This is a genomic window from Flavobacterium fructosi (assembly GCF_042787335.1).
Taxonomy (GTDB): domain Bacteria; phylum Bacteroidota; class Bacteroidia; order Flavobacteriales; family Flavobacteriaceae; genus Flavobacterium; species Flavobacterium fructosi.
In genome coordinates this window covers 294,917-307,441 of sequence record NZ_JBHZQA010000002.1, presented here as the reverse complement: position 1 = coordinate 307,441, position 12,525 = coordinate 294,917, and the positions used below count along the sequence as shown (strand labels likewise).

General features: G+C 35.3%; 9 protein-coding genes. 2 read left to right on the top strand and 7 right to left on the bottom strand.

Annotated features, from left to right (window positions below; translation table 11 throughout):
* Positions 1 to 25 precede the first annotated feature (25 nt).
* Positions 26 to 295, bottom strand: a complete 270-nt coding sequence (locus ACFX5D_RS04265; RefSeq protein WP_379857014.1) for a hypothetical protein — start codon at positions 293 to 295, stop codon at positions 26 to 28.
* 104 nt (positions 296 to 399) lie between these two features.
* Between ACFX5D_RS04265 and ACFX5D_RS04260 the strand changes: the two genes are divergently transcribed.
* Both ACFX5D_RS04260 and ACFX5D_RS04255 read left to right on the top strand, forming a co-directional pair.
* Entirely contained in the window at positions 400 to 606 is a 207-nt protein-coding gene (locus tag ACFX5D_RS04260) for a helix-turn-helix domain-containing protein (RefSeq protein ID WP_379857013.1), read from the top strand.
* Positions 599 to 2,578, top strand: a complete 1,980-nt coding sequence (locus ACFX5D_RS04255; RefSeq protein WP_379857012.1) for a DUF2075 domain-containing protein — start codon at positions 599 to 601, stop codon at positions 2,576 to 2,578. Before ACFX5D_RS04260 ends, ACFX5D_RS04255 begins: the two co-directional genes overlap by 8 nt.
* Before the next feature lie 522 nt (positions 2,579 to 3,100).
* Here the strand turns inward: ACFX5D_RS04255 and ACFX5D_RS04250 are convergent.
* The 6 genes from ACFX5D_RS04250 to ACFX5D_RS04225 all read right to left on the bottom strand — a co-directional run bounded on the left by ACFX5D_RS04250 (position 3,101) and on the right by ACFX5D_RS04225 (position 12,444).
* Entirely contained in the window at positions 3,101 to 5,206 is a 2,106-nt protein-coding gene (locus ACFX5D_RS04250) for a prolyl oligopeptidase family serine peptidase (RefSeq protein WP_379857215.1), read from the bottom strand.
* Between the two features lie 313 nt (positions 5,207 to 5,519).
* Positions 5,520 to 7,739 (bottom strand): TonB-dependent receptor, encoded by a 2,220-nt coding sequence (locus ACFX5D_RS04245; protein ID WP_379857011.1) that lies wholly within the window; start codon positions 7,737 to 7,739, stop codon positions 5,520 to 5,522.
* Between the two features lie 105 nt (positions 7,740 to 7,844).
* Entirely contained in the window at positions 7,845 to 8,198 is a 354-nt protein-coding gene (locus ACFX5D_RS04240) for a hypothetical protein (RefSeq protein ID WP_379857010.1), read from the bottom strand.
* Positions 8,199 to 8,330: 132 nt separating this feature from the next.
* Positions 8,331 to 9,320: an aspartate-semialdehyde dehydrogenase gene (locus ACFX5D_RS04235; protein ID WP_379857009.1), complete on the bottom strand. Its 990-nt coding sequence runs from the start codon at positions 9,318 to 9,320 to the stop codon at positions 8,331 to 8,333.
* Between the two features lie 201 nt (positions 9,321 to 9,521).
* The gene (gene mscL, locus ACFX5D_RS04230) at positions 9,522 to 9,938 is read right to left on the bottom strand and encodes a large conductance mechanosensitive channel protein MscL (protein ID WP_379857008.1); all 417 of its coding nucleotides are present in this window, start codon (positions 9,936 to 9,938) and stop codon (positions 9,522 to 9,524) included.
* A gap of 88 nt (positions 9,939 to 10,026) precedes the next feature.
* On the bottom strand, positions 10,027 to 12,444 hold the full coding sequence (locus ACFX5D_RS04225) for a bifunctional UDP-N-acetylmuramoyl-tripeptide:D-alanyl-D-alanine ligase/alanine racemase (protein ID WP_379857007.1): 2,418 nt from the start codon (positions 12,442 to 12,444) through the stop codon (positions 10,027 to 10,029).
* Positions 12,445 to 12,525 lie beyond the last annotated feature (81 nt).

Here is a 12,525-nt window from a genome sequence, read left to right as displayed (position 1 = left end):
TTTTTTGATTTGCATTAGACTGCTTTTATCCATTTTCTAAATAATCATAAATAAAGTCATTTTCTGTTTCGAATTCTGAATTAAATTTCATCACAAAACGGGAAGTCAATTTATCAATCCAATTTTCAATATCTCTTTTCGAATTTAAATACCCAAGAAAAAGTAATTGTGAATTTTCCTTAGAAAAATCATCATCAAAAAACATAATGATATCCGCCTTGAAACTATCCGCATAATTCTCTTCTGGTTGATTAAGAAATTGTTCTAAATATTTGATTTTTTCAGATGTTGTCATTGTTTAAAAGAATTGTCTATATAAAGATAGATTATTTCAAAGGCATAAAAAAACCGGACTCTACTCCGTTGCAATATAGACCACATTTTGTAATATTTGTTAACATGAATATTAAGCAAAAACTCGGTCTAAAAATAAAAGAGCTAAGAGAAGCGAAGGGTCTTTCGCAAGAAAAGCTTGCTAATCTTGCAGAAATCGACAGAACTTACTTACCAACAATCGAAAAGGGAGAAAGAAACGTTTCCATTGAAGTTGTTGAAAAACTGGCAAAAGCTCTCGATGTAAAAATTAAAGACTTGTTTGATGAATAGAGCTTACTATTCTAATTTCATTAATGAATTTATTGATGAGGATTCCCAAACTATCTACGGCAAGATTTCTGGACAATACGATTTGAATAAATTAAATATTCAACAATCTAATGCGTGGAAAAGTCAAATAGAAATTCTAAAAAAAACTATAACAATTTTTAGCGGTAAAATATATTTTGAATTTACTATTCCTAGAATGGGAAAACGCGTTGATAATATACTAATTATTGACAACTGCATTTTTGTTTTGGAGTTTAAAATTGGGTCAAATACTTACGACAAATATGCAACCAATCAAGCTTTTGATTATGGTTTAGATTTGAATAATTTTCACGAAGGAAGTCATAGCAAAATAATTATTCCAATTTTAGTTGCTGAAAATGCACCAGCCTTAGAAAATATTTACCGCCCTATTTTCGATAATTTACATGAAACAATTTATGCGAATTCTGGAAATTTGTCAGAGGTAATTAATGCCGCATTATTAAATTTTGAAAAAGCAGAAACAGTTGACATTGAATATTGGGAAAATTCTATTTACAAACCCACTCCGACTATAATTGAAGCCGCAACGGCATTATATAAAAAACATAACGTTAATGAAATTTCAAGAAGTGATTCGGGAGCGGAAAACTTATCGGTAACATCCGAATGTATTTCTCAAATCATTGATTTTTCAAAAGACAACAATAGAAAATCAATTTGTTTCATTACCGGAGTTCCTGGCGCTGGAAAAACTTTAGCAGGATTAAATATCGCAAATCTTCGTTCCAATTATAAAGAAGAAGAACACGCAGTATTTTTATCAGGGAACGGCCCATTAGTTGATGTTTTACGTGAAGCTTTAGCCAGAGACAAAGTAAAAACTGCAAAAGAAGAAAATGAAACGATGACAAAATCTTTGGCATCATCTCAAGTAAAATCATTTATACAAAATATCCATCATTTTAGAGACGCTTCTATAAAAGATGAAAAAGCACCGATTGAAAAAGTAACTATTTTTGACGAAGCACAGAGAGCCTGGACAAAAGAACAAGCTTCTAACTTTATGAAACGAAATAAAGGAATTACTGATTTTGATAAATCAGAACCTGAATTCCTTATTGAAGTTATGGACAGACATCAAGATTGGTGCACAATAGTTTGTTTAATTGGCGGTGGTCAAGAAATTAATACTGGAGAAGCGGGTTTAGAAGAATGGATTAGACCATTTTCAGTTAAGTTCAATGACTGGGATATTTATTATTCTTCAAAAATAATTGAGGATGAAAATTACATTAAAGACAAAAAAGCATTGATTGTTTTAAATGAAAGGAAAGCTATTAAAAAAGATGAATTACATCTATCCGTTTCATTAAGATCTTTTAGAAGCGCTCAACTATCAAATTTCATTCAAGAAATTATTAATAATGATATTGAAAAAGCTACAACTATTTATCGTGATTTTATCAAAAAAGATTATCCGATTAAAATAACCAGAGATTTAGACAAAGCTAGAGATTGGTTAAAAAAATCAGCAAAAGGTTCAGAAAGAACTGGAGTTGTGGCTTCATCAGGTGGCATTCGTTTAAGACCTTTTGGATTAAATGTAAAAGCTAAAATTGATGCGCCAATTTGGTTTCTAAATGACAAAGATGATATTCGTTCTTCTTATTTTTTAGAGGAAGTTGCTACAGAATTCGATATTCAAGGCTTAGAATTAGATTGGACTTGTGTTGCTTGGGATGGTGATTTATTCTATGATAATAGTCAATGGAACTATAGAAAATTCAAGGGTACAAAGTGGCAAAATATAAATAGTAATGACATTACTAACTATCTAATTAACTCTTATAGAGTTTTACTAACAAGAGCAAGACAAGGAATGGTAATCTATATTCCATTCGGTAATAATGAAGATATTACAAGACCGACTTTCATGTATGACGGGACTTTCAATTTTTTTAAATCATTAGGAATCGAAGAAATTTAGCTACAGTTACATTGCAAAAAACGCCGCTAGGTGTTTGATATTGGTAGCGACTCAGAATCCACCACCCATCATAGTCCCATAGGGACGGACCTATAATCCCTACGGGATATAATTGTGTGTCTGAAATAATTTTCTACCAATATTACATCCCATACGGGATAAAAAAATAAGTTGCTTTCAATATTTATAATCGAATTCTGTTTTCGATTTACTCCACAAAAAAAACGCTACTCTTTCGAATAGCGTTTTTTTTAGTGGTAAATCTTGTTTTGATGAGATTGCTTCGCCTGTTCGCTATCGCACGGGTCCTCCTTCGTCGGAATGACAAAAAAAATTTCAGAATGAGAAATGGAATAGCGGAATGACAAACGAAATCTCGCAATGACAATCGTCTGGGGTATATGATGCCCTAGCCCTGATAAAAGTGGAAATCCTTTTTCTAAACGCTGTCACGGTTCAAAACCCTGACAGCGTTGAAAAAGATTGTAACGGATAGCAGGAAATAGCTCCTAAAAACAGCTCTTATTCAGCTAATTTTTGCAATTCGGTTACGCCCATATTGTACAAGGTAAATGCCTGTATGTCTACGTTTTCCTGGATGGTTGCCGCCACGGATTTTCCTGCGCCGTGTCCTGCATTAACGTCAATTCGGATTAAAGTAGGATTAGGTCCGGTTTGTTTTTCCTGTAATTCGGCAGCAAATTTGAAACTGTGCGCCGGCACTACTCTATCGTCGTGATCGCCCGTTGTGACCATCGTGGCCGGATATTGAATTCCTTGTTTTACATTATTAACCGGAGAATAGCCCTTGATGTAGGCAAACATTTCCTTGCTGTCCTGTGATGTTCCATAATCATACGCCCAACCTGCCCCCGAAGTAAAGGTGTGGTAGCGCAACATATCCATTACACCCACGGCCGGCAAGGCGACTTTCATCAAATCCGGGCGTTGTGTCATGGTTGCTCCTACTAGCAATCCGCCGTTTGAACCACCGCGAATAGCAAGAAAACTGGAAGAAGTGTAGTTTTGAGCTATAAGATATTCAGCCGCAGCAATGAAATCATCAAACACGTTTTGTTTTTGCATTTTAATTCCCGCATCGTGCCATTTTTTCCCGTATTCACCTCCACCGCGCAAATTAGGAACGGCATAAATACCTCCGTTTTCCATCCAAACGGCATTGGCTATACTGAAACTCGGCGTCAAGCTTATGTTGAAACCGCCATAACCATATAGTATCGTTGGATTTTTACCATCCAGTTTCAATCCTTTTTTATGGGTTATCATCATTGGGATTTTGGTTCCGTCTTTGGACGTGTAAAACACTTGTTTAGAAACGTAGTCTTCGCTTTTGAAATCTACTTTCGGTTTATCATATACCACCGATTTTCCGGATTTTGGTTCGAATGAATAAATAGTTCCCGGGCTGAGATAATTTGTAAAGGAATAATAAAGGGTTTTTTCTTTTTTCTTCCCGCCAAAACCACCTGCAGTTCCCAAAGCTGGTAACTTGATTTCCCGAATCATTTTTCCGGAGTAATCATATTGTTTCACCACCGAAACGGCATCTTTCATGTAATTAGCAAAAATGTAACCGCCACCCGTTGTTGGTGACAAAACGTTCTCAGTTTCTGCGATGAAATCTTTCCAATTTTCCGGTTGTGGGTTATTGACATCTACCATTATTATGCGTTTGTTGGGCGCATTCGAATCGGTTTCTATGAATAATTTCGTCCCTTCATTGTCGATGATGCTGTTGTCGCTCTTGAAATTATCAACAATACTCACAATAGGACTGTTGGGCTTGGTCAGGTCTTGGATGTACAATTCGTTTCCGTAAGTCGAAGTCGAAGCAGTGATAACCAAATAGTGATCGTCCTCTGTCACACTTCCGCCAACATAACGTCGTTTTTGGTCTGCGCCAAAGATGATTTGGTCTTGCTTTTGTGGCGTTCCTAACTTGTGGAAATACAGTTTGTGTTGGTCCGTTTTTGCCGACAATTCGCTTCCTTTTGGCTTGTCATAACTGGAATAATAAAAGCCTTCGTTTCCTTTCCAGGACACACCACTGAATTTTACATCGACGATGGTGTCTTCAATTATTTTTTGGGTGATGGCATCCATGATAATCACTTTTCGCCAATCGCTTCCGCCTTCTGAAATGGCATACGCAACTTTAGAACCGTCTTTGGAGAAATCTAATCCACCAAGCGAAGTGGTTCCATCTTTAGAAAAAGTATTGGGATCCAAGAAAACGGTTTCAGTTCCTTTCGCGTCTTTTCTATACAACACCGACTGGTTTTGCAAGCCGTTATTTTTGTAGTAATAGGTAAAATTCCCCTCTTTGAAAGGTGCTCCTATTTTTTCGTAATTCCACAATTTTTCCATTCTTTCTTTTAACACATCACGAAACGGAATCTGAGCTAAATAATCATAAGTCACTTTGTTTTGGGCTTTTACCCAAGCACCGGTTTCGGCAGATTTGTCATCTTCGAGCCAACGGTACGGATCGGCAACTTTGGTATCAAAATATACATCGACCGTTTCGCCTTTATGGGTAACTGGATATTTCATTGTAGTTGGTCTTTGGTTTTGGCCAAAACTTGTGATTGTGGCAGATAAAGCCATTAATAAAAAAGTGTTTTTCATCATTTTGGTTTTAAGTTATTACAAAAATAGGGAAATAGTTAGTGTTCCGTATAAAGGAAGTCTTAAAAAAATTAGTCGCTAAAATGGTTTTTTTATTACAGTTATGTCTATTGCAAATTAAAATCAATTGAATTGTGGACGCACTGCGGACGTAATTCGAATATGACCTTATTTTACTGATAAGTTGAAAAAAAACAAACCATTTAAGGATTATAAGTTCATTTAAGGTTAAACCAAAAAACGCTACTCTTTCGAATAGCGTTTTTGTTATTTTTATGCTTTCGCAAAAGTTTTACAAATTAAAGTTCACTCCCAAAACAATGTTTCTTCCTATGTTAGGAATTCCATCATTCTTTAAACGGGAAAGATGTGCAATATAGCTTTTGTCCAGTAAATTATTTCCATTCAAATTAATATCAAAAGCCGTTTTACCGAGTTTTACTTTTCCTCCAAAACTCAGGTTTATCAATGTGTAGCCATTCGATTTTGTTTCAAAACCACTCACGTTATTTTGATTGAACGTAGAGGAGAAATTCAAAGTGGCGAATCCATCTTCTAACCAATCTTTAATTACAAATTCGGTTCTAATGGTGTTATTCCAATTATTTGCCGGAATTAAAGGCAGAAAATCACTCCCGACGCTTCGGGATTGCTTCTTGCCGGTTACCGTTTCAAAACTGGTTTCAAAATGCAACCAATCTACAGGATGCGGATGAAAATGCAATCCTATTTCGCCACCATACAACTTGGCATTATTCTGAATATAATCAAAAACATCGTTATTGTCAATCACCGCTCCGGTTGGTGCGGTATAAATATAATTGTTAATGTGGTTGTAAAAGCCATTGGCAAAAAACTCAAAATGGCTGTTTTTATATTCTAAATTCACATCGGTTTGTATATTTTGCTCGGTTTTCAAATCACTGTTTCCTCTCTCATAACGATTGGTTCCTTCATGGATCCCATTAGAAGTTAATTCGGCTAAATTCGGCGCTCTAAATCCCGACGCCAGATTCAATCGTAAGGTTAAATCCTTGGCTAAATTGGTTTTGTAACCCAGCGACGCATTAAAACTATCGTACGATTTATCGATGGCTTTAAAATACCCTTCCTCACCTAAAGTTCCGTGTTCTTGAGTGGTAATTTGTCTGTTATCAAAACGCAATCCTCCCTGTAACACGTTCGATTCCCACTCATAATTTGCAGTTCCAAAAACACCAAAATCATTGGTTGCAGCATCCGGAATCAAAAATTCTTCTCCAGAATTCGTATTGGTTTGGTGCATTCCCTGCACTCCAAATATAGATTCGACTTTTCCTATTTTTGGCAAATAGTATTTCGCATCATAATTGAATGTTTTCAATTTCATGTGTAAACTGGCCACATCACTATCCGTGAACTCCGAACGGTCATTGGCAACATAGCCTAAATCGACATCCAGTTTTGAATTTTTTAAATACACTATAGAATTCAAACTCAACAGATGATTGAAAACGCCTTGCTTTGGAAAACCTGTTTTCTTACTTGTAGATTGTTCTGCAATACCATTTTCCGGGATTCCTAAATCCAGTTTGTTGTAATTGTAACGAAACACCGTCGAAAATTTTGAATCACTGTAACCAATTCCTGTTTTGAAATCCGTCTCGTTATAACGGGAATTGGTCACTCGGTCGCCATTTGGAATGGTATAATCCGAATGTGTATTGTAACTTCCACGAGCAAGAAATTTCCAGTTTTCAGTAGAGGTTTTCAATCCCAAAGAAGAATTACTACCTAAGGTATTCGAGAAAAGTTTCTGACTGAAATTAGCTTTGACGGTATTGGCATCGGCAAATTTTTCTGGGTTAAAATACAAAACACCACCCAAAGCATCTGAACCATACAACAACGAAGCCGGTCCTTTGATGACTTCAACGCTTTCTATTCCAGAGTCGTTTAATCCCAAACCATGTTCGTCTCCAAACTGTTGATTTTCCATTCGAACGCCTTGTGAATATACTAAAACCCGATTGCCGCTCAATCCGCGAATTACCGGTTTTCCAATGGAAGTTCCTGTAGAAACCTGCGAAACACCGGGGATTGTTGCCAATCCTTCGATTAAGGTGGCAGTTCCTTTTCGTTGTAATTCTTTGATGCTTTGGTGCTCGACTTTCATCACATTCTGCGATTGTATTTTATTGAACGCCGTAGAAACGATTACCTCATCCATTTGGAATATGGTTTCTTCAAGAATTACATTCAGTGTATTTTCTTTTTGTAAGCTTTTTATCGTTTTATTTTGGATTCCAAATCCAATAAATGTAAAAGTCAATTTTAGGTTTCCATTAGGGAGATTGGTAAATGTATATTTTCCGTTCTCGTCTGTTGCAGTTCCCTTGTACAGCTCTGATGCATAAACCGAAACACCTTTTATGGGTTGGTTTTTCATATCCCTCACCGTTCCTGACACTGAATTCTGCGCATTAAGCATAACCGAAAACCCCAAGAATAGGGCTATAATAAGATATTTCATTGAAGATGATTGTATTGTTCCCAACAACATTCTTCTCTAAAATAAAGGAAGATGAGTCTGAAATTATTTAGTAAATAAGACGAAATGATACGTGCTGAAATAAATTCAGCTTAAACTATTTGCAGGAGGCCCGCGAAGGGAATATAAACTTCCGGAAAACGAAAGAACCGTTTTCTCTGTACTAATGAAATAAGGTATTTCTTTATATGTGGAATGTAATTGATACCAAAATTCTTTTGGAGAAATATAACTGCCAAAAGTAAAATCACAAACATAACAATGATCAAAATTGTGGTGTTGATGGGTTATCTCTTTCTGGGTGACATTGTATTTATGATGGCATTGCTTTTGGGAAAGTTGCTTCTCTAGATGCTCATAGGTATGAAAGGACTGAAACAGTATTGAGAACAATACCGCAATCGCCAAAGAAAGACTTATTATGAGCTTATTTTTTTTCATCCACGCCAAAGGTATGAAAACATAGAAATGTTATCCTATTTAAAACAAAAAAAACTAAAACCCTAAAAAGTAAAGACCCACTGCAGTACGTCTTTACTACAGTGCGTCTCTATATTGAAAATTCAATTTAGGCTAAACTAATTTAGCGGCAATCAAATATTCTGCAATTTGTATGGTGTTTGTTGCTGCTCCTTTTCTTAAATTATCAGCTACAATCCACATGTTTAATGTATTTGGCTGGCTTTCGTCACGACGAATTCTACCTACAAAAACATCGTCTTTTCCCTGCGCATACATTGGCATCGGATACGTGTAGGTGTCATTATTGTCCTGAACCACCACTCCGTCAGTATGATGCAAAATATTTTGAATATCAGACACTTCAAAATCATTGTTAAACTCAACATTTACCGCTTCGCTGTGACCCCCAACAATAGGCACACGAACCGCAGTTGCCGTAACAGCAATTGTTTTATCGCCCAATATTTTTTGAGTTTCACGAACCAACTTCATCTCTTCTTTAGTGTAACCATTATCTTCAAAAGAATCACATTGTGGAATTGCATTCCTGTGAATTGGATATTTGTATGCCATTTCACCTCGAACTCCAGCATATTCATTTTCTAATTGTTGCACCGCTTTTACACCCGTTCCTGTGATGGATTGATAGGTAGAAACAATTACACGTTTGATATTGTATTTTTTATGTAAAGGTGCCAAAACCAAAACCATCTGAATAGTAGAACAGTTTGGATTCGCAATAATTTTATCTGCTGCCGTTAATTCGCCTGCATTAATTTCAGGTACAATTAATTTCTTGGTTGGATCCATTCTCCAAGCCGATGAATTATCGATTACTGTTGTTCCTGCTGCCGCAAATTTTGGAGCCCATTCTAGTGAAGTGTCACCTCCTGCAGAAAATAAAGCAATGTCTGCCTCCATATCTACGGCAGTTTGCATTCCTACAACGGTATATTTTTTTCCTTTGAACTCAATTTCTTTCCCAACTGATCTTTCAGAAGCTACAGGAATTAATTCTGTAATAGGGAAATTTCTTTCTGCTAATACTTTCAACATTACTTCGCCAACCATTCCAGTAGCGCCTACAACTGCTATTCTCATAGTATATTTTTTTATTTGGACATTCAATTTGAGTTGCAAAAGTAAGCAATATTGAAATCAAAACAAGCGCGCTCACAAAAAACAACAAATTGTTACAATTACAACAATAGAGTTATTTAAACCTGATTCATCTTTTTTTTATCAAAAGAAAAACCGCCTCAAATAAGAAGCGGTTTAGCTATAATATCTAGTGTAACGGTATTATTTTTTCAATAAATCTCTAATTTGTGTAAGTAACTCTTCTTGAGTAGGACCCACTGGAGTTACATAAGCCACTTCTTCTTTCTTTCTGGCTTTTTCAGCAGCCCTTAAAATAACAAAAATAAAGAAAGCAATAATCACAAAATTGATAATCGCTTGAACTAAATTTCCATAAGTAATTACTGCCGCCCCAGTTTTTTTTGCCTCCGCTAAAGTTTTATAACTATTTCCATCTAATGTAATGAATTTCTGTGTAAAATCGATTCCGCCTGTAAGCAACCCTACAATTGGCATGATTACATCATCAACCGCAGAACCTACAATTTTACCAAACGCAGCACCAATAACAACCGCAGTTGCTAAACTCAACACATCTCCTTTCATTAAAGATGCTTTAAAATCGCCAAAAAATCCCATAATTATCTTTTTTAGATTAAAAATATTTTCTTACTCGACGAATTTAATAAAAAATTTAAATATAATTAACAATCGTTTAATAAATTGATTATTCCCTGTAAAACACTCTCTTTACTCGCTGCGAAATACCGGTAAGAATTTCATACGGTATCGTATTTAGTTTTTGAGCGATATAATTTACAGTTAGACTTTCGCCAAAAACAACTACAGCATCACCTTCCTTACAATCAATTCCACTGACATCTACCATCAGCATATCCATACAAACGCTCCCAAGAATAGCTGCTTTTTCATTTTTAATAACTACAAAACCAACTCCATTTCCCCAACCTCTAGAAATTCCGTCGGCATAACCTATTGGAATTGTCGCAATTTTTGTTGGTTTCTCCGCCATAAATCGTCTGCCATAACCGACACTATCTCCTGCAGGAATTGTTCTGATTTGAGAAATAATAGATTTAAGCGTCCCTACATTTTCTAAATATTTCTGCTCTTCATCGTTATTTGAAACTCCATAAAGACCAATTCCTAAACGAACCATATCAAATTGAGAACTAGGAAAATTACTAATCCCTGACGTATTTAAAATATGTCGAATAGGTTTTATTTGCAATTCAGTCATTAATTTTGAAGATAATTTTTCGAACAAATTAATTTGTGAATGCGCAAAATCCTTCTGTTTTAAATCATCGCTCGTGGCCATGTGCGACAAAATACTTTTTATCTGAATGGTTTGATTTCCTTTTAAAGCAATTATCAAATCATCAATTGTATTGGCTTCAAAACCCAAACGATGCATCCCAGTATCAAGTTTGATATGAATAGGAAAATGCTTCAATTTTTTTTGTTCCGCAATTTTAAGAAAGGCACGAAGCCCTTTCAAACTGTAAATTTCTGGTTCCAATTGATGTTGTATGATCGCCGGAAAACTGGTGTTTTCAGGATTCATTACCATAATGGGCAAATGAATTCCCAGATTTTTCAATGAAATTCCCTCATCGGCAAAAGCGACTCCCAAATAATCCACTTTATGATGTTCCAATAATTTGGCGATTTCAAATCCACCGTTTCCATATCCAAAAGCCTTGACCATTACCATCATTTTGGTTGCTGGTTTCAACTTTGATTTAAAGAAATTCAAATTATGGCTTATGGCATTCAAATTAATTTCAAGAACGGTTTCATGTGTCTTTTCTTCTAACAGGGAAACAATTTCTTCAAATTGAAAAGTTCTGGCTCCTTTTATCAAAATGGTTTCATTACTAAAGATTATATCGTCAAAATCAGCAATGAACTCTGCAGTGTTTTTATACGTTATGCAGTTGGTAAACATTTTTTTAAATGCCGAAATAGTTTCTCCAATACCTATTACCCGGCTGATTTTGTTCGAAATAATAAGTTCTGCCACTTTCGAATATAATTCGGCATTAGACAAACCACTTTGCAAAATGTCCGATAATATCACCGTTTTCTTTTGGTATTGCTTTTGACTTTCGAGAAAATCCAATGCTATTTTTAGGGATTGAAAATCAGAACTATAACTGTCGTCTACTACGCTGCAATTATTGATTCCATTCTTGACTTTCAAACGCATTTCAACAGGATACAATAATTTTATTCTGTTTTGGATCGTTTTTACATCGTATTTGAAATACAACAAAACCATCATACATGAGATTGCATTTTCGACAGAAGCCGCATCTTGAAAAGGAATTTCTATTTCAAAATTTCCCTCAACATCACGAATATGTAAAATTGTTTTATCTAATACAGGACTTTTAGTTATAAAAACATCAGCTGTTGAATCTTTGAAACTCCAAGAAAAAAGCCGTCTATTTTCGTACCTAAACAAATTAGCATCAATAATCTCACTCTTTTGATAAATAACCACCTCCGAATCGCTGAACAACAGGAGCTTCTCTCTTATCTTTTCTTGTAAGCTTCCAAAGCCTTCATCGTGTGCAGACCCTATACTTGTTAAGATTCCAATAGTTGGTTTAATGATTTTTTCCAGTTTTTCCATTTCTGAACCGGTAGAAATTCCCGCTTCGAAAATTCCAAGATTGTGTTGCTCATTTATAGCAAGCACTGATAACGGAACACCCACTTGTGAGTTGTAGCTTTTAGGGCTCCTTATGGCATTATAATCCGGACTAAGCAGAAAATTTAGCCATTCCTTCACAATTGTTTTACCGTTACTTCCGGTTAATCCAATCACTGGAAAATCAAAAAGACTGCGATAATAGCTTGCAAATTGTTGCAAAGCCAATAAAGTATTTTCGACAATCAGAAAATTAGCTTTTCCTATACAATCGACAGGGATATGGGTAACCACAAAATTTCCTACTCCTTTTTCAATTAAATTTTCAATATATAAATGCGCATCATTATTAGCTCCTACCAATGCGAAGAATAAAGTTTGCGAACCATTTTGCAAAGAGCGACTATCAATAGAAATACCGTCTATTGTTTTAGTTCTATTATTATCTACAAATACTGCCTGCATTTGTGAAATGATATTTTGAATTTTTAGAATCATTAATAAAGAAAGCGAATGACGCTCATTTAAGGATTTATATAAATTACT